22 protein-coding genes are annotated in these 24,018 nt (G+C 62.2%); 18 read left to right on the plus strand and 4 right to left on the minus strand.

Going from position 1 to position 24,018, the window contains the following annotated elements:
• Window positions 1-77 precede the first annotated feature (77 nt).
• From FU658_RS10470 to FU658_RS10475, 3 genes are all read left to right on the plus strand, one after another.
• On the plus strand, window positions 78-851 hold the full coding sequence (locus tag FU658_RS10470) for an alpha/beta hydrolase family protein (protein WP_147892037.1): 774 nt from the start codon (window positions 78-80) through the stop codon (window positions 849-851).
• Window positions 852-1,174: 323 nt separating this feature from the next.
• Window positions 1,175-1,339 carry a hypothetical protein gene (locus FU658_RS14475; RefSeq protein ID WP_187266055.1) on the plus strand — a complete coding sequence of 55 codons (165 nt, stop codon included), beginning with the start codon at window positions 1,175-1,177 and terminating at the stop codon, window positions 1,337-1,339.
• A gap of 55 nt (window positions 1,340-1,394) precedes the next feature.
• On the plus strand, window positions 1,395-1,610 hold the full coding sequence (locus tag FU658_RS10475; RefSeq protein WP_147892038.1) for a hypothetical protein: 216 nt from the start codon (window positions 1,395-1,397) through the stop codon (window positions 1,608-1,610).
• A gap of 76 nt (window positions 1,611-1,686) precedes the next feature.
• Here the strand turns inward: FU658_RS10475 and FU658_RS10480 are convergent, their stop codons facing one another.
• Window positions 1,687-2,271 (minus strand): NAD(P)H-dependent oxidoreductase, encoded by a 585-nt coding sequence (locus FU658_RS10480; protein ID WP_147892039.1) that lies wholly within the window; start codon window positions 2,269-2,271, stop codon window positions 1,687-1,689.
• A gap of 157 nt (window positions 2,272-2,428) precedes the next feature.
• Between FU658_RS10480 and FU658_RS14480 the strand changes: the two genes are divergently transcribed.
• The 12 genes from FU658_RS14480 (at window position 2,429) to mcrC (ending at window position 18,155) form a co-directional block, all read left to right on the plus strand.
• Window positions 2,429-2,959 carry a hypothetical protein gene (locus FU658_RS14480; RefSeq protein WP_187266056.1) on the plus strand — a complete coding sequence of 177 codons (531 nt, stop codon included), beginning with the start codon at window positions 2,429-2,431 and terminating at the stop codon, window positions 2,957-2,959.
• Window positions 2,854-3,819: a DUF2868 domain-containing protein gene (locus FU658_RS10490; protein ID WP_222708419.1), complete on the plus strand. Its 966-nt coding sequence runs from the start codon at window positions 2,854-2,856 to the stop codon at window positions 3,817-3,819. Before FU658_RS14480 ends, FU658_RS10490 begins: the two co-directional genes overlap by 106 nt.
• Window positions 3,819-5,207 (plus strand): DUF3482 domain-containing protein, encoded by a 1,389-nt coding sequence (locus FU658_RS10495; protein WP_147892041.1) that lies wholly within the window; start codon window positions 3,819-3,821, stop codon window positions 5,205-5,207. Before FU658_RS10490 ends, FU658_RS10495 begins: the two co-directional genes overlap by 1 nt.
• Window positions 5,208-5,268: 61 nt before the next feature.
• Window positions 5,269-6,051 (plus strand): hypothetical protein, encoded by a 783-nt coding sequence (locus FU658_RS10500; RefSeq protein ID WP_147892042.1) that lies wholly within the window; start codon window positions 5,269-5,271, stop codon window positions 6,049-6,051.
• 82 nt (window positions 6,052-6,133) lie between these two features.
• Complete coding sequence (locus tag FU658_RS10505; RefSeq protein WP_147892043.1) at window positions 6,134-7,630, plus strand: type I restriction-modification system subunit M; 1,497 nt, start codon at window positions 6,134-6,136, stop codon at window positions 7,628-7,630.
• Window positions 7,618-9,129 (plus strand): type I restriction-modification system subunit M, encoded by a 1,512-nt coding sequence (locus FU658_RS10510; protein WP_255505547.1) that lies wholly within the window; start codon window positions 7,618-7,620, stop codon window positions 9,127-9,129. The genes FU658_RS10505 and FU658_RS10510 overlap by 13 nt, the downstream gene beginning before the upstream one ends.
• Window positions 9,130-9,181: 52 nt before the next feature.
• On the plus strand, window positions 9,182-9,511 hold the full coding sequence (locus tag FU658_RS10515) for a type II toxin-antitoxin system RelE/ParE family toxin (protein WP_147892044.1): 330 nt from the start codon (window positions 9,182-9,184) through the stop codon (window positions 9,509-9,511).
• Window positions 9,504-10,628: a helix-turn-helix domain-containing protein gene (locus FU658_RS10520; RefSeq protein WP_147892045.1), complete on the plus strand. Its 1,125-nt coding sequence runs from the start codon at window positions 9,504-9,506 to the stop codon at window positions 10,626-10,628. The genes FU658_RS10515 and FU658_RS10520 overlap by 8 nt, the downstream gene beginning before the upstream one ends.
• Window positions 10,621-11,796, plus strand: a complete 1,176-nt coding sequence (locus tag FU658_RS14485; protein WP_187266058.1) for a restriction endonuclease subunit S domain-containing protein — start codon at window positions 10,621-10,623, stop codon at window positions 11,794-11,796. The genes FU658_RS10520 and FU658_RS14485 overlap by 8 nt, the downstream gene beginning before the upstream one ends.
• A gap of 3 nt (window positions 11,797-11,799) precedes the next feature.
• Window positions 11,800-14,799 (plus strand): type I restriction endonuclease subunit R, encoded by a 3,000-nt coding sequence (locus tag FU658_RS10530; RefSeq protein ID WP_147892046.1) that lies wholly within the window; start codon window positions 11,800-11,802, stop codon window positions 14,797-14,799.
• Between the two features lie 9 nt (window positions 14,800-14,808).
• The gene (locus tag FU658_RS10535; protein WP_147892047.1) at window positions 14,809-17,034 is read left to right on the plus strand and encodes an McrB family protein; all 2,226 of its coding nucleotides are present in this window, start codon (window positions 14,809-14,811) and stop codon (window positions 17,032-17,034) included.
• A complete protein-coding gene (mcrC, locus tag FU658_RS10540) occupies window positions 17,034-18,155 on the plus strand; it encodes a 5-methylcytosine-specific restriction endonuclease system specificity protein McrC (RefSeq protein WP_147892132.1) in 1,122 nt (373 codons plus the stop codon). Before FU658_RS10535 ends, mcrC begins: the two co-directional genes overlap by 1 nt.
• A 256-nt stretch (window positions 18,156-18,411) precedes the next feature.
• On the opposite strand, the gene FU658_RS10545 is transcribed toward mcrC, so the two are convergent.
• From FU658_RS10545 to FU658_RS10560, 3 genes are all read right to left on the minus strand, one after another.
• Complete coding sequence (locus tag FU658_RS10545) at window positions 18,412-19,431, minus strand: helix-turn-helix transcriptional regulator (RefSeq protein ID WP_147892048.1); 1,020 nt, start codon at window positions 19,429-19,431, stop codon at window positions 18,412-18,414.
• A 32-nt stretch (window positions 19,432-19,463) separates the two neighbouring features.
• The gene (locus FU658_RS15365) at window positions 19,464-20,642 is read right to left on the minus strand and encodes an ATP-binding protein (RefSeq protein ID WP_255505548.1); all 1,179 of its coding nucleotides are present in this window, start codon (window positions 20,640-20,642) and stop codon (window positions 19,464-19,466) included.
• Window positions 20,643-21,778: 1,136 nt separating this feature from the next.
• The gene (locus FU658_RS10560) at window positions 21,779-22,129 is read right to left on the minus strand and encodes a GIY-YIG nuclease family protein (protein ID WP_147892051.1); all 351 of its coding nucleotides are present in this window, start codon (window positions 22,127-22,129) and stop codon (window positions 21,779-21,781) included.
• A 294-nt stretch (window positions 22,130-22,423) separates the two neighbouring features.
• Here FU658_RS10560 and FU658_RS10565 point away from each other — a divergent pair, with 294 nt between their 5' ends.
• Genes FU658_RS10565 through FU658_RS10575 form a run of 3 tightly spaced genes read left to right on the plus strand, consistent with a single transcriptional unit; the run spans window position 22,424 to window position 23,957 of the window.
• Window positions 22,424-23,026, plus strand: coding sequence for a DJ-1/PfpI family protein (locus FU658_RS10565; RefSeq protein WP_147892052.1), 603 nt, complete (start codon window positions 22,424-22,426; stop codon window positions 23,024-23,026).
• A gap of 30 nt (window positions 23,027-23,056) precedes the next feature.
• Window positions 23,057-23,470, plus strand: a complete 414-nt coding sequence (locus FU658_RS10570; RefSeq protein WP_147892053.1) for a DoxX family protein — start codon at window positions 23,057-23,059, stop codon at window positions 23,468-23,470.
• A 16-nt stretch (window positions 23,471-23,486) separates the two neighbouring features.
• Window positions 23,487-23,957 carry a GNAT family N-acetyltransferase gene (locus FU658_RS10575; RefSeq protein ID WP_147892054.1) on the plus strand — a complete coding sequence of 157 codons (471 nt, stop codon included), beginning with the start codon at window positions 23,487-23,489 and terminating at the stop codon, window positions 23,955-23,957.
• The last annotated feature ends 61 nt before the right edge of the window (window positions 23,958-24,018 follow it).

Raw genomic sequence — 24,018 nt, forward strand, 5'->3', positions numbered from 1 at the left:
CCCGGTTTCTGGTTCCTTGGCTGGCAGGCTAGGGTGGACGCATCGGTGCGCCCCCAATCGTCACCCCAGGAGTCCCCATGAAAACCGAGAAAATGCAGTTTCCCGGCCATGGCGGCGACACGCTCGCCGCCCGGCTCGATGCGCCCGACACGACCCCCCACGCCTACGCGCTGTTCGCCCACTGCTTCACCTGCGGCATGGACATCATGGCCGCCTCGCGCATCAGCGCATCGCTGGTGGAGCGCGGCTTCGCCGTGCTGCGCTTCGACTTCACCGGACTGGGGATGAGCGAGGGGGAGTTCGCCAACACCAACTTCAGCTCCAACGTCGCCGACCTGGTCAAGGCCGCCGACCACCTTCGCGCCGAACGCGAAGCCCCCAGGCTGCTGATCGGCCACAGCCTCGGCGGCGCTGCGGTGCTGGCCGCGGCCTCGAAGATCGAGGAGGTCAGGGCGGTCGCCACGATCGGCTCGCCGGCCGAGCCGATACATGTGAAGAAGCAGCTCGGCGACACGGTCGAGCAGATCCGCGAGCACGGCGAATACGAAGTGGACCTGGGCGGGCGGCCCTTCCGGATCCAGAAGCAGTTCCTGGAGGACCTGGCGGAGACAACGATCCGCGACCGCGTACGCGACCTGCGCAAGGCCCTGCTGGTCATGCACTCGCCGATCGACGCGACCGTGGACATCGACAACGCCCGCAAGCTCTTCGATGCCGCCCGCCACCCGAAGAGCTTCGTCTCGCTCGACGATGCCGACCACCTGCTGCGCAAGCGCCGCGACGCCGAGTACGCCGCCGCCGTGCTGGCCGCGTGGGCGGCACGCTACCTTCCCGAAACCCCGGCGAGCTGAGTCCACGCCGCCTGCCCGCGCGCGCCGGACCGCCGGCTGCGTGCGCTTTGCCGCCGCATTTCGCAGGGCTTGGCGTTCTGCAATCGCGTTTAGGCTGCTGAACGCCCGAGGGCGTGCCAAACGCCGGGCAGCGTGTCGCCGGCGGCAAGGCGCAAATCCGCATCCCCGTTGCCTCTCGCGCCCGCGCACCGTGCCCGGCACCCGACCGGCTGCGCGTGCCGTTCGCGGCGGCGTGCGTTGGCACGGCTCCTGCAGTGTGCTCAGAGCCGAAAGCGGGAGAGGGACCCTCACCCGCCGAGGTAAATCCCCCAAAGGAGATGGACATGAAAGACCAGAAGCAGAGCGAGTCCAAGGAAAAGAAGTCCCCGCAGAGCGGGCTGCGTGACGACAACCAGCGTGCTGGCGAGGCGAACAAGGGTGGCAAGCCCAGCCAGGCCAAGGGCGGCCAGTCGCGCGACAAGGGCACCGGCCAGTCCAGCCATCGCTGAACCCGGCGAAGAAGGACCTTTCACCGCTGCAACCTATCCCCCAAGGAGCAACACCATGACCAATCCAAACCAGAACCCGTCCAACCCGAACCCCAACCAGGGCGGCCGCGACGACGACGACCGCCGCGACGCACCGGGCCGCAAGCAGGACGACCAGCACGGCGGCCAGCAGGGCGACCGCAAGGGCAACGACGACGGCGGCTTCCAGCAGCCGGGCCAGAACCCCGGTGGCGGCAAGGGCGGCCAGCAGGGTGGCAAGGACCAGCACTGAAACGATCGCTGAGCTCGACCTGAGCTAGTGCGATGAACCTTGCGGGGAGCCTGCGTTGGGCTCCCCGTTTTTTTGCTCAGCGCCCCTGGCGGCCCGCCTCGGCGATGCGCTGCAGCCACTCCTCGCGGCGCTTGTCGCCCGCCTCGACCATGCCGACCAAGGTCGTGCGCACCGGGCGGATGCCGACGAAGTGCAGGATGTTGCGCTTCAGGCTCTTGAGGCTGTGGGCGCGGAAGTACACCCGGTAGGCAACCCCCGGCATGCCCATCGTCACGATCACATGCGCGCTGCGGCCCTTCAGGCGCGACGGGCCGACCGAGCCGTCCTCCTTGCGCGTGAACGCGAAGCCCGGGCGCAGCACCTGCTCCAGGAACGCCTTCAGCGCCGCCGGCACATCGCCCAGCCACAGCGGGTAGACCAGCACCACGTGGCCGGCCCATTCGATCGCCTCCTGCGCCTCGGCCACCGCCGGCGGCAGGTTGTCCTGCTGCCAGTCCGCACGCGAGACCAGCGGCGGCAGCCCCAGCGCGGCCACATCGAGACGCCGCACCTCATGCCCGGCGGACTCCGCGGCGCTGGCGTAGGCGTCGGCCAGCGCGCGGCAATAGCGCTCGGGTGACGGATCGGGATGGCCCTGGATGACGACGATGCGCTGCGACATGGCGACTCCTCGGTAACGGTGAGACGACGGCGAACATCGGGTTGAACGCATAAACGGTACCGGCCGGACCGCTGGCAGCAAAGCGGGGCCGCCGAATCTGGCAGTATCCGGGGCAACGCGCGCGCATCCCCGCCTGCGCCGCTGCCCGGAGAACCCGTTGCCCGACAGCCCCGCCAACTCGTTCGACGCCTGCCTGCTGGCCGAAGCCGTGCGCCTGCGCGAGCGCGTGGGCGGGCGGCTGGACGACACGGTGGCGAACTCGCATGCGCGCGAGGCCGGCGGCAGCAACGAAGCCCGGCTGTGCGAGCGCGCCAGGCACCTGGCCGGCGGCCTCGGCCTGACCGAAGCCCTGCCGCGCTGGCGCGGCCGCGTGCGCCTGCTGGTCATCGCCGGCCTGCTGCTGGCCTTCGTGCTCGGCGTGCTCGGCGTGCAACTGGGCCTGGCCGGGCGCGACGGCCTGGTGTCGATGATGGGCGCCACGGTGTCGCTGGTCGGCGCCTCGCTGCTGATGCTGCTGGTGTGGGTGGTGTTCGGCCTGATGTCGCGGCGCGCACGGCCCACGCCGCCGGTGAAGGGGCTGCTGTGGCTGTCGCGGCGCGGGGCCTGGGCCCGGCCGTGTGGCTGGGCGGCGGCGCGATCGAAGTGCTGCGCAACCAGCGCCGGCTGTGGGCGGTTTCCGGCGTGCTGACCCATGCGCTGTGGCTGGCGGCCCTGCTCGGCGCCTTGCTGGCGCTGCTGTACGCGGTGTGGTTCACCCGTTTCGAATTCACCTGGCAGACCACCGTCGCGCCGCCGGGCTTCTTCGTGGCGCTGGTCGACGCGCTGGGCTGGCTGCCGGGCCTGCTGGGCTTCCCGCGCCCGGATGCCGACACCGTGCTGGCCAGCCTGAACGCCCCGGCCAGCGACGCCGCCGCGCACCGGCTGTGGGCGTGGTGGCTGGTGGGCATCGCCGTGGCCTACGGCGTGTTGCCGCGGCTGCTGGCCTTGCTGGGTTGTTTGATCGGAATGAGCGCCTTCGGCCGCGCCCCGCGGCTGGACCTGGCGCACGCCGACTGGGCCCCGGTGCTGGCGCGCGTGCAGCCGGCCACTCACCGCACCGGCGTCAGCGACGGCGACGGCACCGCCAGCGTCATCGACCACATCGCCACCCCGCGCGACACGCTGGGCGGCCCGCGCCACCTGCTGGGGCTGGAACTGCACCCCGGCACGCCGTGGCCGCCGGCGCTGGGCGTGGCCGACCTGCACGTGCACCAGGCCGACGCCCACGCCGAACGCGAAGCCGCCCTCAAGCACCTGGGCGACGAACGCCGCGCGCGCCTGCTTCTGGCGCTGGACCCGCGCAACACCCCCGACCGCGGCCTGCTGCGCAGCATCGCCGAGTGCTCGCACCGCGCCGCGCGCACCGGCGTGTGGCTGCTGGGCGGCGACACCGCCAACCCCGAACGCATCGCCCTGTGGCGCGAACGCCTGGGCGAGATCGGCCTGCCCGAGCGCGACTGCCTGGCCCGGCACAACGACGCCGCCCGTTGGCTGGCGGAGGACGCCTGATGGCCGACCCGCCCGCCAGCGCCCCGGTCACCATCGCCGTGGTCGGCCACGCCAACACCGGCAAGACCTCGCTGGTGCGCACGCTCACCCGCGACCGCGGCTTCGGTGAGGTCAGCCCCCGGCCCGGCACCACCCGCCACGTCGAGGGCGTGCAGCTGATGGCCGACGGCCGCGCGCTGGTGGAACTGCACGACACCCCCGGCCTGGAAGACCCCGGCCGCCTGCGCGACTTCATCGACGCGCGCTGGGGCGCCGACCGAATCGACGGCCCCGCGCGCATCGACCGCTTCCTCGACAGCCCCGAGGCCGACGGCCACTGGGCGCAGGAAGCCAAGGTGCTGCGCCGCCTGCGCACCAGCGACGCCGGCTTCTTCGTCATCGACGCCCGCGACCCGGTGCTGGCCAAGCACCGCGACGAACTGGCCCTGCTGTCGGCCTGCGCCGTCCCGCTGCTGCCGGTGCTGAACTTCGTGCGCGGCGGCGACACCCACGAGGCCGACTGGCGCGAAGCGCTGGGCCGCCACGGCCTGCACGCCAGCGTGGCCTTCGACGCGTTCGCGCCCGAGCGCGATGCCGAGGCGCGGTTGTACCAGGCGCTGGGCACCCTTCTGGGCAAACACCGCGACGCCTTCGACACGCTGGTGGACGCACGAAAGCGCGAGTTCGAGCAGCGCCGCAGCGCCGCAACGCACGCCATCGCCGAACTGCTGGTGGACCTGGCCGCCGTGCGTCGCGAGGTGCCCAGCACGCCAGAGGCCGCGATGAGGAAGGCCGTGGCGAAGCTGGGCGACGACGTGCGCCGGCACGAGGCGCGAACCGTGCGTGACCTGTTGGCGCTGTATCAGTTCGACGAGAAGGATGTGGACGCGCCGGAGCTGCCGCTGCTGGATGGGCGCTGGGAGCTGGACCTGTTCAACCCCGAGGCGCTGAAGCAAGCGGGGGTGAGTATTGCCGGTGGGGCGGCGGGTGGTGCGGCGGCCGGGGCGGCGATCGATGCGATGACCGGGTTTTTGTCGCTGGGAGCCGGTGCCGCGCTGGGTGCGTTGATTGGTGGAGGTGCGCGCAAGCGGCGCGAGATCTTGGCGATGGCGCGCAAGCGGCGGTTGTTAAGTGTCGATGATCCGATTCTGGCGCTGGTGGCGCAGCGCAACCTGGCGCTGGTGAAGTTGCTGGAAGCCCGGGGCCACGGAGCGGAGGGATCGGCTGCGATGAGCGGTGATGCGCCAAGCCAAAAGCTGCCGCGCGTACTGAACAGGGCTCGTAGCAACCCGGAGTGGTCGCGGCTTGGCGCTTCGTTTCAGCCCCAAGAAACCAGAGAAAGTTCAGTAGAAATGCTGGCCTACGCCCTGCAGGATGGCTTGGAGGCCGATGCCGGGCGATCACACTAGGGGCGCCGAGTCCTCTGAGCTTCCGACAGCTGCTAGCTTTCCTGACAAAGGTCTCCTTACGATGTTTCGCGTTTCGCAAATCATGGTCCCGATCGGCGATTGCATCTCACACACAGCAGGTGCGATCAATGCGCAAACTATAGAGCGGCTCACATCTGCCAGCTTTGACTTCGCTCCAGTTCGCTGTCGAGAGCAGGTCATCGGACTGCTAGCGACAAACGATGCCATCAGCCTTCATGAAAGCGGTGCACTCGTTTCTAGCGATTTGGCCTGCCTCCGGACTGACTGCATAGATTTCGCTTCGGATCAGGGCGCACTCCTTGAAGTCCTGTCGCACACGCATGCCGTCTTGGTGCGTAGCCGAGAATCTCATATCAGCAGCATTGTGGGCATGGTGACTATTTCGGATTTGAACCGACATGCATTCCGGTCAGCGATCTATCCGCTGCTTGCCCAGCTAGAGGTCCTGCTCGCCGATCATTTGGAGAAGGTGTTCTCACATGACCCTTGGCAGTGGTTAGAAAGGATTGAAGAGCCGCGTCTTGCGCCTCTATTGGGTGCTTGGGAGCTTCAAAAACGACGAGGAATTGACGTAAGTCCGGTGGTGAATTTGAACCTAAGTCAATTAATGAATCTCTTCGCGAAGATTCCCGCTCTGCGTGCCTCCCTTCGTGGATGGCCAAAGCGCCGAATCTCAGATTCCGCGAGTCAACTAACTCAGCTGAGAAACCAGATCATGCATCCTGTGCGCACACTCGTCTTGTCCAAAGACGATGTCCAAAAGCTCAGATCAACCCTGATCGACGTCGAGCAACTGATCCACGCGTTGGAACGGAATATCTAAGGGAAAGCTTTAGCGCGATAGGCACCATGACCGCTAGTCACCTGCGCCCATTGCGCCAAATTTCGATAACTCAGGAATACGTTTGCAAACTCAACAAGTAACCCTCAGCCAGCTCGAAAACCACCTTTGGGAGTCCGCCAACATCCTACGAGGACCGGTGGACGCCGCTGACTTCAAGACCTACATCTTCCCGCTGCTGTTCTTCAAGCGCATCTGCGACGTCTGGGACGAGGAGTACCAGGAGATTGTTGATGAGACCGGCGACGAGCAACTGGCCTGGTTTCCGGAGTCGCACCGCTTCCAGATCCCGGAAGACTGTCACTGGAACGACGTTCGCACCAAGGCCAGCAATGTCGGGACCGCCCTTCAGCGCGCGATGCGCGAGATTGAGAAAGCCAACCCCGACACCCTGTACGGCGTGTTCGGCGATGCCCAGTGGTCGAACAAGGATCGGCTCTCGGATGCCTTGCTCAAGGACCTGATCGAGCACTTCTCCAAGCTGCCGTTCGGCAACAAGAACGTCAATTCGGACCTGCTTGGCGACGCTTACGAATACCTGATCAAGAAGTTTGCCGACGCCACCAACAAGAAGGCCGGCGAGTTCTACACCCCGCGCAGCGTCGTGCGGCTGATGATCGACATGCTCGATCCCAAAGAAGCCGAGACCATCTACGACCCGGCCTGCGGTACCGGCGGCATGTTGCTGGCCGCCGTGCAGCACGTGAAGGAACAGCATGGCGACGTGAAGCGGCTGTGGGGCAAGCTGTACGGGCAAGAGAAGAACCTCACCACCTCATCCATCGCGCGGATGAACCTGTTCCTCCACGGAATCGAGGACTTTCAGGTGGTGCGCGGCGACACGCTGCGCAACCCGGCCTTCTTCGAGGTGGATCGGCTGGCTACGTTCGACTGCGTAATCGCCAATCCGCCGTTCTCGCTGGAAAAGTGGGGCGAGGACCTCTGGTTGAATGACCCCTTCGGCCGTAACTTTGCCGGTCTGCCGCCCTCGTCCAGCGGTGACTTCGCGTGGGTGCAGCACATGGTCAAGTCCATGGCTGATGTCAGTGGCCGGATGGCCGTCGTGCTGCCTCAAGGCGCCCTGTTCCGTAAAGGTGCGGAAGGCAACATCCGGAAGAAGCTGCTGGAAATGGATTTGGTCGAGGCCGTGATCGGGCTGGCGCCCAACCTGTTCTACGGCACAGGCCTTGCCGCGTGCATCCTGGTGCTACGAAAGCGCAAGCCGGCCGAGCACAAGAAGAAGGTGCTGATTGCCGATGCCTCGCGCCAGTTCCGCAGGGGACGCGCGCAAAACTATCTGGAACCGGAGCACGCTGCCGAGATCCTAGGCTGGTATCGCGGCTTTGCCGATGTGCAGGACGCGGTCCGCGTGGTCGGCCTTGACGAGATCAAAGCCGAGGACTGGACGCTGAACATTTCGCGCTATGTCCTGCCGCCATTGCAGGAAGACATCCCACCGCTGCCCGATGCTATCGCGGCATTCAAGGACTCGCTCACCCGCTGCCGTGAAGCCGAAGAGCGGCTCGCGCAGGTCATGACGGAAGGGGGATGGCTGAAATGAGTCACCCAAGTAAACGCATCAGCCAACAAGAACTCGAAAGCTACCTGTGGGGCGCCGCCGTGCTGCTGCGCGGCCTCATCGACGCGGGTGACTACAAGCAGTTCATCTTCCCGCTGCTGTTCTACAAGCGCGTATCGGACGTGTGGGAAGAGGAATACCAGGCTGCCCTGGCTAACTCGAAGGGCGACCTGTGCTATGCCCAGTTCGCGGAGAACCACCGCTTCCAGATCCCCCAAGGCGCTCACTGGAGCGATGTTCGCCAGGCGCCCAAGAACGTCGGCGCGGCCATCCAGAAGGCCATGCGCGCCATCGAGACCGCGAACCCGGATCTGCTCGATGGCATCTTCGGCGATGCTCCCTGGACCAATCGCGAGCGCCTGCCCGACGAAACGCTGAAGAACCTGATCGAGCACTTCTCCACCCAGACGCTTTCGGTGGCAAACGTGCCCGAGGACGAGCTCGGCAACGCCTACGAGTACCTGATCAAGAAGTTCGCTGACGACTCCGGCCACACGGCGGCAGAGTTCTATACCAACCGCACTGTCGTCCACCTGATGACACAGCTCCTGGCACCGCAGGCGGGCGAGTCGATCTACGACCCCACCTGCGGTACCGGTGGCATGTTGATCTCGGCGCTGGACGAAGTGAAGCGCTCGGGCGGCGAGTACCGCACGCTCAAGCTCTACGGGCAGGAGCGCAACCTCATTACCTCATCCATCGCTCGCATGAACTTGTTCCTGCACGGCGTGGAGGACTTCGAGATCATCCGGGGTGACACCCTGGCCGAACCCAAACACATCGAAGGAGATCGCCTGCGCCAGTTCGACGTGATCCTGGCCAACCCCCCGTATTCCATCAAGCAGTGGAATCGCGAGGCCTGGAGCAGTGACAAGTGGGGACGCAACTCGCTGGGTACGCCACCGCAGGGCCGCGCCGACTATGCGTTCCAGCAGCACATCCTGACCAGCCTCACCGCCAAGGGGCGCTGCGCCGTGCTCTGGCCGCATGGCGTACTGTTCCGCAACGAGGAACAGGTGATGCGCGCCAAGATGGTCGAGCAAGACTGGGTAGAGGCCATCATCGGCTTGGGGCCCAACCTGTTCTACAACTCCCCGATGGAGTCGTGCATCGTCATCTGCAACCGCAAGAAAGCGGCTGCGCACAAGGGCAAGGTGATCTTCATCGACGCGGTGAACGAGGTGACCCGCGAGCGCGCGCAGAGCTTTCTGAAGCCCGAGCACCAGCAGCGCATCCTGACCGCCTACAAGACCTTTGCGGACGTGCCCGGTTTCGCCAAGGTCGCCACCCTGGCCGAAATTAGCGCCAATGCGGGCAACCTCTCGATCCCGCTGTACGTGAAGCGCATTGCCGCTGCCATCGCAACCGATAGCAATGGAAAGGCGGTATCGCTGCGCGCTGCCTCGGACCAATGGCAAACCGACGGCCGCGCCTTCTGGCAACAGATGGACGCTCTGGTGGAGACGCTCGAAGGGCTCTGATTTGTTCTAGAAAATGTACCTAACAGGTAAAGACTGATAAGATGAGGTTGCCTTGGAAGTTCGATACAAGGACAAGAAAATCCGCGAGCTGTGCGAAAAACAGGCCGTCGCCGAGAAAAAGCTCGGGGCGGCCTCTGCACGCAAGCTGAAAGTGCGGTTGGTGGCGCTGGAAGCAGCGGCGCGTGTCACTGATCTGGTTGCGGGCAGCCCGCACCCCCTCAAAGGGAACCGCCTTGGACAGTTTGCACTTGATCTGGCCGGCGGTTGCCGATTGGTCTTCGCCCCGGCCCATGATCCGTGTCCAACACGCCCTGATGGTGGCATCGAATGGTTGCAGGTGACGATCGTAAGCATTGAATACATAGGGGATTACCATGACTGAACTGAGTGCTCCCTTTGCGCCAGACTGGGTCTTGCCCCCTGGCGAATCCATTCTCGACATTGCTGAGGAGCGGGGCTGGACACAAGCGGAGCTGGCCCAGCGTCTTGGCTACAGCGAAAAACACATTAGCCAGCTCATCAATGGCAAGGTGCCACTCACCATGGACGCCGCCCAGCGGCTCGAACGTGTGCTGGGCAGCACCATGGACTTCTGGCTGTCGCTCGAAGCGAATTACCAGAGGCACAAAGCCCGTCTGGAAGCGGCAGAACGCCATGCGGCCTGGGTGCCATGGCTGGATGAACTGCCGCTCAAAGAGCTGATGACATGTGAGGCCATTCCCAAGCAGCGCCTGGACAGCAAAAGCAAGCCTGGCCTGGTTGAGAGCTGTCTGCGTTTCTTCGGGGTCGCCACGCCCGATGAATGGCGCGCACATTATGGGGGCATGCAAATGGCCTTCCGCCGCAGCCGTGCCGAGCAAAGCGACGTCGGAGCCATTTCGGCGTGGCTGCGCCTGGGGGAACAGCAGGCTGAAAAGCTCGACGGCCCCAAATACGACAAAGCCCGTTTCGACAAGGCTCTGCGCACCATTCGGGGCCTGACCTGCGAACCGCCTGAAGTATTCGAACCGCAAATGCGTAAGCTGCTGCACGAAGCCGGCGTGCTCCTGGTGGTGGTACCGGCCATACCCCGAGCGCACGTCAGCGGCGTGGCGCGCTGGTTGAGCCCCACTCGTCCACTGATTCAGCTTTCGCTGTACGGTAAAACCAACGACAAGTTCTGGTTCAGCTTCTTCCATGAGGCGGCTCACATCCTGCTGCACGCCAACAGCAAGGAAGAAAAGAAATCCATTTTTTTGGATGACCCCAACGCCGCGCACACCGACGACCCTCGAGAACACGAAGCCAACGTTTGGGCTGGAAACCGCCTGATCCCAGAGCCGCACACGACTTCCCTGGCCTTTCTTCGCAGCAAGGCCGCAGTGATTGAGTTCGCACAACAGATTGGCGTTCACCCGGGCATCGTGGTTGGGCGGCTGCAGCACGACAAGCTGATCGAGCCTTCATGGATGAATGATCTGAAGCAAAGCTTCCGATTCAAGGAAACCACCGGTGACTGAACCGAAAGCACTCAAGCCCGGCTGGCGCCGGGTGAACTTTGGCGACGTGGTGCGGCTCTCGAAAGCACGCAGCCAAGATCCGCTGGCCGATGGCATTGAACGCTACGTCGGTCTGGAACATCTCGAACCTGGCGACTTGCGCATCCGCAGTTGGGGCAGCGTCGCTGACGGCGTGACCTTCACCAGCGTGTTTCAACCGGGACAGGTGCTGTTCGGCAAGCGACGCGCTTACCAGCGCAAGGTGGCGGTGGCGGATTTCTCTGGGGTGTGTTCCGGGGACATCTACGTGCTGGAGACCAAGGATGCGCAGGTCTTGCATCCGGAGTTGCTGCCATTCATTTGCCAGACCGACGCGTTCTTCGATCACGCCGTGGGTACGTCGGCAGGCTCCTTGAGCCCGCGCACGAACTGGACAAGCTTGGCAGAGTTCCGATTCTCACTTCCAGCCTTGCCAGACCAGCCGAACTGTGTCGCCGCCTTGAAGGTAGCTGCGACAAATGCGGACTCCTTTGCGGCTCTCGCCGACGCAACTCGTGCACTGACGAAGTCCGCGATCATGGACTTCTTCTCGCGCAGCGACTTTCCTTGGAAATGGGAGCCGGTCGGCAAACTTGGGGACGTCCAGCTCGGTCAGCAGAAGCACCCGAAGTACGAGGCAGGCATCGCGCCGAAGCCCTACTTACGTGTTGTGAATATCGGAGATGGCGATCTGGTGCTCAACGACATCAAGTCGATGGACTTCGTTGGACGAGACTTCACGAAGCACCGCCTGAGGCATGGAGACATCTTGGTCACCGAGGGAGACCTCGTCAGCCCGTTCAACGTTGGTCGCGCCGCGATCTTTCGAGGCGAGATCGATGACTGCTGCGTTCAGAAGTCCTTGATCCGATTCAGGCCGCATCCACCGATGCAAAGCGAGTACGCGCTCGCAGCTTTTCGATTCTTGAGGTACGCAGGTCACTTCGCGCGAGCGGCATCAACCACAACTGTTTCGCACCTTGTCGCCAACAAATTTGAGCGAGTTCTCATGCCGATCGCTCCTGCCGAGCAGCAGCAGGAACTGGTCGACTTGCTGGCTGACCTTTCCGCTGCGGAGAAGCGGGCCGAACTGCGCATGCGACAAGCTACCGATCTCAGGCGATCTATGGAGCAAGCTGTATGGGGGTAGCGCGTGTTCACTGAGGCAAACACCGTAGAAGCGTATGTGCGCGATCTGCTAGCAGGGCCGATCAAGGCAACACCGTCGAACGCTGTACAGGAACCCCTGCCCAGCTACGGCCCAAGCCCCAAAGGTATCGGCTGGCGCTACGCAGCCCCCTCCGAGGTGCCGCGCCAGATTCAGGAAGTGCTGGTCGAACCCTGGCTGCGTGAGGCCCTGATCCGCCTGAATCCGGAGATTGCCGCCCAGCCCGACCGGGCCGACGAGGTGCTCTACAAGCTGCGTGCCATCGTTCTGTCTGTGCGCTCGGATGGCCTGATCCGCGCCAACGAGGAGATGACCGCCTGGATGCGCGGCGAGCGCTCGATGCCCTTCGGCCCTAACAACGAGCATGTGCCGGTGCGGCTGATCGACCTGGATGATCTGGCGCAGAACCAGTACATCGTCACCCAGCAGTTCATCTACCGCGCAGGCCCCACCGAGCGCCGTGCCGATCTGGTGTTGTTGGTAAACGGGCTGCCGCTGGTGCTGATCGAGGCCAAGACGCCAGTAAAGAAGTGCATCAGTTGGGTCGATGGCGCGGTGCAGGTGCACGACGACTACGAGAAGTTCGTGCCCGAGCTCTTCGTCTGCAACGTGTTCTCAGTGGCCACCGAGGGCAAGGCTTACCACTACGGGTCGATTGGCCTGCCGGTCAAGGACTGGGGGCCGTGGCATCTGGATGGAAGTGGGGAGGATGGTCAGCACCACCCCCTGAAGTCGCTCAAGCTGTCAGCCGAGAGCATGTTGCGTCCGCATGTAGTGCTGGACATCCTCGGCAGCTTCACTCTGTTTGCCACGGACAAGAAGAAGCGCCGCATCAAGATCATCTGCCGCTATCAGCAGTTTGAAGCGGCCAACAAGATCGTCGAGCGCGTGCTGGCGGGCTACCCCAGGAAAGGGCTGATCTGGCACTTCCAGGGTTCGGGCAAGTCACTGCTGATGGTGTTTGCCGCGCAGAAGCTACGGATGCACGCAGGATTGAAAAATCCCACCGTGCTGATCGTGGTGGATCGGATCGATCTCGATAGCCAGATCACGGGTACGTTCACCGGGGCGGACATTCCCAATCTGGAAAAGGCGGACACCCGCGAGAATCTGCAACAGTTGCTGGCGCAGGACGTGCGCAAGATCATCATCACCACGATCTTCAAGTTTGGAGAGGCACCCAACGGAAAATCGGGCAGCCTGAACGACCGCAGCAACATCATCGCCTTGGTGGACGAAGCCCACCGCACGCAAGAAGGCGACCTGGGCCGCAAGATGCGCGAGGCCCTGCCCAACGCGTTTCTGTTCGGCCTGACCGGTACGCCTATCAACCGTGCCGACCGCAACACTTTCTACGCCTTCGGTGCCGACGAAGACGAGAAGGGCTACATGAGCCGGTACGGCTTCGAGGAGTCAATCCGCGACGGTGCCACGCTGAAGCTGCACTTCGAACCGCGCTTGATCGATCTGCACATCGACAAGGCCGCGCTGGACGCCGCCTACAAAGACCTGACCGGCGGCCTGTCGGATCTGGACAAGGACAACCTCGCGAAGACCGCCGCCAAGATGGCCGTGCTGGTGAAGACGCCTGAGCGCATCCGCAAGGTGTGCGAGGACATCGTCGAGCACTTCCAGACCAAGGTGGAGCCCAATGGCTTCAAGGGCCAGATCGTCACCTTCGACCGCGAGTCCTGCCTGCTGTTCAAGACTGAGCTGGACAAGCTGCTGCCGCCAGAGGCCACGGACATCGTGATGTCGGTGCAGGCGTCCGACAAGAAGGAGCATCCAGAGTACGCGGCCTATGACCGTTCACGCGATGAGGAAGAACGGCTGCTGGATCGCTTCCGCGACCCGGCCGATCCGCTGAAGCTGATCATCGTCACGGCCAAACTGCTGACGGGCTTCGACGCGCCCATCCTGCAGGCCATGTACCTGGACAAGCCGCTGCGCGACCACACGCTGCTGCAGGCCATCTGCCGGGTGAACCGCACCTACTCCGAGCAGAAGACCCACGGCCTGATCGTCGACTACCTCGGCATCTTCGATGATGTGGCAGCAGCGCTGGAATTCGACGACCAGAGCGTCAAGCAGGTGGTCAGCAACATCCAGGAGCTGAAGGACAAACTGCCTGATGCGATGCAGAAATGCCTGACCTTCTTCGTTGGCTGCGATCGCAGCTTGCAGGGCTACGAGGGCCTGATTGCAGCGCAGCAATGCCTACCCAACAACGAGCTGCGAGACAACTTCGCCGCCGAGTACAGCGTGCTCAGCAAGATTTGGGAGGCGCTGTCACCGGACGCCGTTCTGGGCCCCTTGGAGAAGGACTACAAGTGGCTGTCGCAGGTGTACCAGTCGGTGCAGCCGTCCAGCGGTCACGGCAAGCTACTCTGGCATTCGCTGGGTGCCAAAACCATCGAGCTGATCCACCAGAACGTCCATGTCGACGCAGTGCGGGATGACCTCGATACCCTGGTCCTGGACGCCGATTTACTGGAAGCCGTGCTCTCGAACCCCGATCCGAAGAAGGCCAAGGAGATCGAGATCAAGCTCAAGCGCCGGCTGCGCGGGCATGCCGGCAACCCGAAGTTCAAAAAGCTGTCGGAACGGCTCGATGCACTCAAAGACCGTTTCGAATCCGGACAGATCAGCAGCGTCGAGTTTCTGAAGCAGCTGCTGGAGATCGCCAAGGAGACATTGCGAGCCGAGGGGGAAGTTCCGCCGGAAGAGGACGAGGATCGCGGCAAGGCTGCGTTGACTGAACTGTTCAATGAGGTCAAGACGGCTGAGACACCCATCATCGTTGAACGGGTAGTGACAGCCATAGACGAAATCGTCAGGTTGGTGCGGTTTCCAGGGTGGCAAGGTACCCAGGCGGGCGAGCGCGAGGTGAAGAAGGCGCTGCGCAAGACGTTGGTTGTGAAGTTTCAGCTCCGCGATGAGGATCTTTTTGAGAAAGCCTATAGCTACATCCGACAGTACTACTAGGGGGCTCGAATGACCGACACGAAAAGCGGCATCTCATCCAGCACAACGTGGTTTGTCGGTGCCAGTTATGGCCAGAATGACGACCAGCTGTCGCGATTCTTGTCCGACGGGATTTGGGAGAACGGCTACGAAGACAGGCACCTTGATCTGGTGCGGTCCATGCGTCCCGGAGACAGGATCGCGATCAAGTCCTCCTATACGCGGAAGCACGACTTGCCTTTTGAGAGCCGGGGACACACGGCCTCGGTCATGGCCATCAAGGCGATCGGCATCATCACCGCGAACGTTGGTGATGGCAGACAAGTGAAGGTGGACTGGGCAGAAAAACTTGAGCCTGCACGCGAATGGTACTTCTATACGCACCGAGGGACAGTTTGGCGTGTGCAGTCTGGTGATTGGATGACAGATGGCCTCATCGCATTCGCGTTCGACGGGAAACCTCAGGACCTACTGCGATTCCAGAATGCGCCTTACTGGCAGGAGCGATTCGGGACAGCTGCTCCAGACAGGGCTCGCTTTGGATGGACCAACTTCTATGAAGCCATTGCCGACAAGCTGCTGGACTACCGTAACGATCGTGCTGCGCTGCTGAAAGGCATCCAAGAAATTTCGGGGCGCGTCGAAGGACTCGGTCACCTGGGAGAAGACAAGTATGCGGACGGGACTTCTGGCTTCATAAGGGACATCTGCCCGTTTACGACAATGGGGCTGTTCAATCGAGGTATCAAAGACTCCAACCGTAAGATCATTGCGGCTGAGTTGGCTAAGTTTCTCGGGGTCCAAGAACCAGTTCCCAAGACTTTTGAGGGGATCCCGTTATTAAACAACCTGACCTCATGGTACTTCCCTTACGAACTCGAGCGTACTGAAGACCACATGGACGTGTTGTGGGAGGTTTTTTCTGCGGGGATCACCTTTGCCGACACGGAAGATGACGATGCGCGGTATGAATTCGCCGAAGCATTCGATAGCGCTAGCGGTCGCCCTCGAGTTGCCTGGAATCTGACCTTCGGGCTTTACTGGGCAAGACCTTGGGCCTTCCTGAGTCTTGATCAAAACTCCCAGGCTTATGTCAGCAAAAAGCTTCAGATTCCAATTGGTCGCAATGGTCCGAAGGGGCGCTGCACAGCGGCCGACTACCTTGCGGTGATGGATGCTCTGGAGCCTCGCTTCCAGGAAGTCTCGTACCCAGTTCACTCATACCCCGAACTTTCCCTTGAAGCTTGGTTGTACAAGGAGCCATCCAGTGAATCGGCCACTCTAGGCGAAGAGTCGGAGGACGACGATAACGACGCCTTGACGAGTGTTGTGCAGGAAGCTGTGGGCGCTTCGAAGTCCTGCAAACAATACTCAGTTGAAGACATTCTCAGCGATGGATGCTTCCTCGAACGTGCGGAGCTAGACCGACTGCTGAGCAGATTGAGGGCGAAGAGCAATTTGATTCTGCAGGGTCCACCGGGAACCGGGAAGACTTGGTTGGCGAAGCGTCTAGCGTTCGCACTTGTCGGGCAAAAGGACGAGAGCAAGGTGCGAGCAGTTCAGTTCCATCCCAACCTCTCGTATGAAGACTTTGTGCGGGGCTGGCGTCCAACGGGAGAGGGCAAGCTGTCGCTGGCGGATGGGGTCTTCATGGATGCGATCAAAGCTGCGAGCAAGAACCCGGCGTCAAAGTTTGTGGTGGTGATTGAGGAAATCAATCGCGGGAACCCGGCGCAGATTTTTGGTGAATTGTTGACTTTGCTGGAGGCAGGAAAGCGCACTCCTAGCGAAGCCTTGCAGCTTTGCTATCCCGATGCGGATGGCTCACGGAACCCCGTGCATGTTCCTGAGAACCTCTACTTGATCGGCACGATGAACATTGCCGATAGATCGCTTGCTCTTGTTGACCTGGCACTGAGACGCCGCTTCGCGTTCGTAAGCTTGGAACCGAAGTTAGGCTCCGTATGGCGGGAGTGGGTAATCAACAAACGCGCTGTCGACCCGGCTTTGGTTGGAGATATCGAAGACAGAATTCTAGAGCTGAACAACACGATCGCAGCGGATCGTCGTCTCGGGAAGCAGTTCGAGATCGGCCACAGCTATGTGACCCCGGTTCACCCAATGGAACCCGGAGAGACAAGGGCTTGGTTTCAACAAGTGGTTGAGACGGAGATCGGGCCGTTGCTTGAGGAATACTGGTTTGACGCGCCCGACGAAGCAATGAAGGCAACTGAGCGGCTGACGCAGGGCTGGTGATGGTCGCCAAGCCAGCGAAGGAAGCGCAGCAATTTGCGCCCGCTGAAGGATTCATCGGACGAATTCCGATAAAGAATCTTTGGCTGCTAATGCTCTACGCATCAGAACTTTTTCGAGCTTTCGGAACTGGAAATGTAGCCTTCGAAGACGATGCGGAGGATCTGCCAGACCTAGTGGCCAAGATTCTTGCTCATGCAGTTGAGACGCGGCAGCGCCGGCGCTTGAGCTCCGGATATCGCTCTCGTGAAGCCTCGCTTAACCGTTTGCGTGGCCGCATCGATGCGCTGACCACAGAGCGGCATCAGCTGCTAGATCGTGGACTGGTGGCATGCAGATTCGATGAGCTAACGATCGACACGCCTCGCAACCGATATGTCCGCGCGGCGTTAGAAAGCGTGTCGACGCTAGTCCGAAGTGCGGACGTTTCTCATCGCTGCCGCTCGCTAGCCAAAGGATTTCAGGTGATGGGTGTATCTGGTGAGGCGCCCACGCGCTCCCAGATGAGCGTCATTCGTTTCGGGCGCAATGATGCGGAAGATCGGTTCATGGTTGCAGCTGCCAAGCTGGCGCTCGATCTATCGCTTCCCACGGAGACATCGGGTTCCAATGTATTGTCCCTGCCGGACCGTGAAGCGACTTGGGTGCGCGATCTATTCGAAAAAGCGGTGGGCGGCTTCTACAGTGTGGTGTTGAAGCCGCAAGGTTGGCACGTCAAGTGTGGCGGGAAGCAAGCTTGGCAGGTTGAGCACAAGACAGCTGGCATCAAAGGGATTTTGCCGGTCATGGAAACCGATGTGGTGCTCAATCACCTATCATCGGGCAGACGGGTTGTGATCGACACCAAATTCACAGACATAGTGACGAATTCTCGCTTTAGGAAGACTGTTCCAAGCAGGCATCTCTATCAAATTTATGCCTATCTACGCTCCCAGGTTGGTAGTGGCGACGCCTCCGCCGATTCTGCGAGCGGGTTGTTGCTGCATCCAGCGATCAATCAAGACGTTGACGAAACCGCGGTCATTCAAGGCCACCCTATCCGTTTTGCCACGGTTGATTTGACCGCATCACACAGCGACATTCGAGCAAGGCTGATGAAGCTTACGGATCCTTTTCACACCTGAAGCCAAACGCAGATCCTGAGGGCAAGATTGTCTTTGGGCCGACGTGGGTCATCCTCCACATGCCAGCTTGCGAAGCGTCGATTGCAAGCCGAGGCACCTCGCACCGCTGTGGAGGAGCGTGCCTAGGCGATCGAGTTGGGGGATTAAGGTGAGCGTTTGCGGCGGGCAAAGCGCGAGATGGCAAGGCTCGAACTTTCGCCTCCTATGTGATGCACGACCGGACAGATATCGCCCCGAACGCACTTAGCTCGAGCGGTCAGCTTTCGTTCTGGGAGTAGTAGCTACTTGCGTCCGTCAGAACCTCTGTGATCCAGCTCCTCAGAGACTGAGGCTCCAGAATTTCGATGTGTTCTCCATACCCCAGCAGCCACCATCTCAGCTGAGCCGTGTCGCTCACCGTTGCCCTGATCAACACCCATCCGTCGTTTTCCGAAGCCTCAACCAACTGATCGTCTGACAGCCGGCTTTCGCGCACATGGTCAGCAGCGCGTTCCTCCATCTCCAGTACCAAACGGATCGGTCCCAGGTCATCGAATCCCGAGAGCACCATGTCTCGCGCCGCGGCCAGGACTGACGCGTCCGGCGCCACGGCTCTGCGATCGATTCGGGCTGCCGCATGGATGCGATGCAATGCCAGCAAACGAACATCCTTCGTCTCACCCGGCGTGCAGGCCAGATAGGTCACTCCGCCGCGTTGTATCAATCCAATGGGATGGACGTCGTAGGACTTAGGCGCTGTCCGGCCGCGAGCCTTATACGTCATCGAGATCTGACACCTTTCGACGATTGCCCCATGAACCTCCCGAAGCACGTCCGGGGACACTTCCGGTGGCGTCAGGGGCGGCCCGCTCGGCACAACCGCGACGGAATCGGGCCAACCCGACAGACCGCTGCGACTCTCCTTGATGTCCAGCGTTTGCCGCGCCTGGGATACGAAAGGACGAAGCTCGTCAAGCAACCCAGCAGGCAACAAGCCACGCAGGTGCTCGTTGGCCATCAGCATCACCAAGGCCTGCGCCGGAGTCATGCCAGGCAGACCAAAACTCGGCGCGTGCCTGGTCCATGACCACCCAAACGGTTTGGAGCGGTCGTCACAGACGATTGGGAACACATCGCCAAGCGCTTGCAGGTCCCGCTCTATGGATCTCTTTGAAATTACCAGCCCCTCGGCCTCGATGCGTTTGGAAAGTTCGCCTGCGGTTATCCGGGCAGGAGCTCGCGGCAGCAGTCGCAGCATGAGCCATTGTCGGTAGAGCGTCTGACGGGTGTCAGGCATGGGTAAGTCACCACGGTGAACCTTGCCCAAGACTAGACGAAGCCGACGCGGCGCGGTGGGCCGACGCACTTCAGCTGGCTCTCTTCCTCCAATGCCGCCACGAACGCCTGTGCCCCTGCGATCGGCTGAAAGCGGTGGCGGCGGGCGATCACCGCGAAGTCGCCGGGAGTCACGGTGCCCAAGACCCGGAGACGTATCGCAGTGGTTTCCGGCACCTCGACCGGCAGTTCGAGCTGTGCGAGAACCTGGGTGAGGCAACGCATGGCTTGGTTGGGCTGCAACCACTCAAAACCGATCTTGGCGTCGAACCGGCGCAGCGCAGCGGTATCGAGTTCGCCCAAGAGATTGGTGGTGGCGACGAATACGCCTGGGAACGATTCTAGCTGGACGAGGAACTCATTGACCAAGGAGGCCTCCCAGCGGGCCTTGGCCTGGTCGCGTGCTCGCAGAAAGTTTTCAACCTCGTCGATCTGCAGGATGGCTTTGCAGTCGCGAGCTTCCTCGAACGCCCTGGCAATCAGTCGCTCGGTCTGACCGACGAAGGGGCCGAGCAGATCGGATGCCTTCTTGACGATGGCGGGCTGATCCATTCGGGTGGCCAGCCAGCGGCCGAAGGCTGTCTTTCCCGTTCCTGGCGGCCCATGCAGCAGCAGTCGTGCGTGCGGATGGTGAATCAGTCCGGCGGCCAACTCAGCCAAATCGACAGGCGCGTTGACGAGACTCGGATCGAATTCGAGGGCTCCGCCCAAGGTATCCCGTGAGGGTAGGCCACCGAGGTGCTGGGCACGCAGGGATCGGTCGATAAGCCGCTCCAGTCGCTGGGCCGAGACTGCTGGGCTGGCTTTCACGCTCGTGACCACGCGCGCTGCGCGTCGCAGTGTGGCTGGGTTGAGCGAGGAAACGCCTGCCAGCCGTCGGCTGCTCTCGGTGTCCAGCAGTCCCTTGGCTTCGGTTTGGACCATGGCGACCCGCTGTGCGGTAGGCGGTACCTTGACCTCCATGATGATGTCGAAGCGGCGGGCAAGCGCTGGGTTGAGATGCCAGATGCTATTCGCGATCCAGATGGTCGGAACAGGATTCGACTCGAGATGGTCGTTGAGCCACCCCTTGATCCGCTCGGCAGTGGTCTGGCCGTCCGAAAGCATGCCGCAATCGTTGAGCGCGTGATCAACCTCGTCGAAAACCAAAAGCTTGCGGTCGTCTGCCAGCACCCGCTGACACGAGGCGAACATGCACAGGCGGCGCTGGGCATTGGCGGGATCACCGTCGCCGCGGCCGTCGCCACCTCATACGCCTGGGCATTGATCGAGCGCGCAACGATCCGAGACAGCTGGGTCTTGCCCACCCCCGGAACGCCGTGCAGCAGGATGTTGACGCCCTTGCGTCGTCGGGCGACGGCGGCACGCAGGTACGACACCATCAGTGCAATGTCATCGGCGTGGTGAGGGAAATCGCCTGGAGCCAACTCCGCGTCTGGAAGTGGCCGAGCGAAGCCCGAGATGAGCTGCTCGGGAGACCACTGAGGATCTGAGTAGACCGCGGACAGCTCAGGTGTCTTGACCTGCAATTCGCTCGCCGCGTTCCAGACGGGACTCAGTTCATCGAGAATTTGGGAAACCGCCAGCTTCCCCCGGGGCAGGAACGCCTTGCGAATGCGGTCGCTCGGGATGGACAGGATGCCGCTCCAGACGCGAACACCGTGCTGCGACAACGGGGCGAAATTCTCACAAAGATCAGAGAACGGCGGGTCGAACGCGGCGGTGATGGCAAGGGCGAGCACCTGAGATTCCACGGCATTTAGCCCAAGCAGCGAGCGCAGGGCATTCATATTGCGGTCGAAGGGGCGGCGGAGTAGGTAGCGCTGAGCTTTGGCCTCGGCTCGTCGCCAACTACGCACCAGATGCTCGCGACGTTCGGCTATGGTGGGGTCGATATGCGAATCGACAAGCGGAGGCAGTCCAGCCAGGCGGGCTACCGCATCGGATGCGTAGACATCGGCATCGTCCAATAACCACTTCCAGCCTTTCAATGGCACCAAAGCACGCAAGGTCCAGAGCTGACGGATATCGTTGCTCAGGCGGAGTGGTTTTGCCGAGCTGGGCTTAGCCTGCGTGAGATTATGAGTCGTCATGGGTGACCTCCTTGGTCAGCCATCATGACGCCGCATGCGACAGCCCATGTCGCACGCGGCTGAGGTGTAGAGGGTGGTGTTCGAGGGCTGCTGAGTCCTCGCAAGGGACCGGAGAACCCTTAGGCGAGTGATCCATCCAAGCGGAGCGATGCCCACCCGTGCGCTCCCGAGACTATCACTATGAGAGGCAACAGCAACTTGGAGGCTGGTTCCAGCTCATTCAAAGAGTTCTTCGCACCAGTAGGATCCAGAGCACTCTGGGAAGAGTGATCGACTGAAACCGTAGTTCTGGATCAAGAGTTCTCTTGCTCCCGGATTGGCGGCATCAATGCTCGCGCGATTCAGAGCGGGCTTGTGTGCGGCAATCAAGATGGACTCAACAGCCTTCACCTCCTCATGGTTCAACTCTTTCTCGGGAACGCCTATCGAAAAGCTCAGTTCGGTATGCGACCAGAATCTTCCTGCGAGGTGTTCCTTCAGGCGTCTCTCAATGGTGCGAGCGCCCGTCTCATTTTTCTTCGTCTCTCCGATGTAGAGCAGAACATCTGGACCGTAGACCGGATGCATGCCGTAGATGCAGTAGAAACATGACCTCGATTTGCAAGTCTCTGGCAACTTAGAAACGGAGTACTCCCAGTCGTCCTCACTCACTTCAACGAGGATTCGGGGATGCCACTCTATCGACACGGGCTTCAAACTGAGTTGCTTCATACGCAGAATAATCGATCCTGTTCGTCGGTCCCCAAGACTACCGTGGCCTAGCGACTAGCGGGGACGCAGTGACTGATCTTGTAGACGTGTTCCCGCTCGTGGCGCAGCTAGACTCGCGGGAATATGCTGTCCGTCGACGGAGGGAAGAGGATGACGAAGCGCAGCGTAGCCCTACTGATCTACCCCGACGTCGAGGTGCTCGACTTCGCAGGCCCGTTCGAGGTGTTCTCGGTGGCTTCGCAATTGCACGATCACCGCCACTTTGACGTCAGCCTCGTGGCGGCCGGCCACGTGCCCTTGACCAGCATTAACGGCATGCGTGTGTGCGCGAACCACACCTACGACGAGTTGCCCTCGCCAGACGTCCTGGTGGTGCCGGGCGGCGACGGTTCACACGCAGCGCTGAGAGACGAGGTGCTGATGCAATGGGTGGACGCCGCTGTGTCGCACGCCGAACTGGTGCTGTCCGTCTGCAGCGGCGCCCGAGTACTTGCCGCGCTCGGTCATCTGCGCGACCTGCAGGTCACGACCCATCACGAGGTGTTCGATAGCCTTGCGGAACTCGAGCCGACCGCGCACCTCTGCAGGGATGTGCGCTTCGTCGACACGGGTCACATCGTAACCAGCGCCGGCATCTCGGCCGGTATCGATGCGTCGCTCCATGTGGTCGCTCGATTGCTCGGGGCGGCCGTGGCCCTGCGCACGGCGGAGTACATGGAATACCACTGGGTGCCCGTGCGCGATTACGATTGAACGCGTCGTGAGTCTTCCGGGGGGTCATTCATGAGTGTGTGGTCCAAGGTGCCGCTGAACCCGTGGCTCGCTGTGCACGTTCTGAGGGTCGCCATGGCAGTCGTCTTCCTAAGCCACGGCCTCACCCGGGCCTGGATGGACCGCGTCACCCCATTCGGTGAGGTGCTGGACGCGTGGGGCTTTCCCGTGGGCATCGCCTGGGCCTGGGGCGTCACCTTGCTGGAAATCATCGGCGGGCTGTTGCTGCTGGCCAACCTGTTCATACGCCCCCTGGCTGCCTTGTTCGTCATCCAGATGCTGGTGGGCATCTGGTTCGTGCACTTGCCCAACGGTTGGTTCGTTGTCGGTCATGGTCAGAACGGCATGGAATACAGCTTCCTGATCATCGCGGCGTGTCTTGCACTGTTCTCGCTGGCGAACCCGGATGCCAGGCATTCAGGTTAGGTACTTGGAAGCGCACATGTTCACAATCCGCCTCGACGACCTCTCCGGCGAGCAGACCCGCCAGCTCCTGGCCCTGCACCTGGCCCAGATGCGTGAAGGCTCCCCGCCCGGGACATCCTTCGCGCTGGACTTGAGCGGTCTGGCGTCGCCCGATGTCACCGTCTGGAGCGTGTGGGACGGGGACGCGATCGTCGGCGTCGGCGCGCTGAAGACGCATGCCGACGGCACCGCCGAGCTGAAGTCGATGCGCACCCATCCCGATCACCTGCGCAGGGGCGTGGCCGCCCGTCTGCTGGACCACCTCATCGAGGCCGCCCGGTCGGCGGGCGCGCGGCGGGTCAGCCTGGAAACCGGCGACGGCCCCGGCTTCGAGGCGGCGCTGACCCTGTACACGCGCCGGGGCTTCGTCGAGGGCGAGGCCTTCGCGGACTACGTGCCCAGCGCGTTCAACCGTTTCTTCCATCTGGACCTGCGGCCGGTGGCCTGAGGTGCGCTCGCTGTGCGTGGGCGGCCTTGGCACAGGCGGCGCCCAAGCAAGTGAGGTCTCA

The organism is Alkalisalibacterium limincola (assembly GCF_008017755.1).
Taxonomy (GTDB): Bacteria; Pseudomonadota; Gammaproteobacteria; order Xanthomonadales; family Xanthomonadaceae; genus Alkalisalibacterium; species Alkalisalibacterium limincola.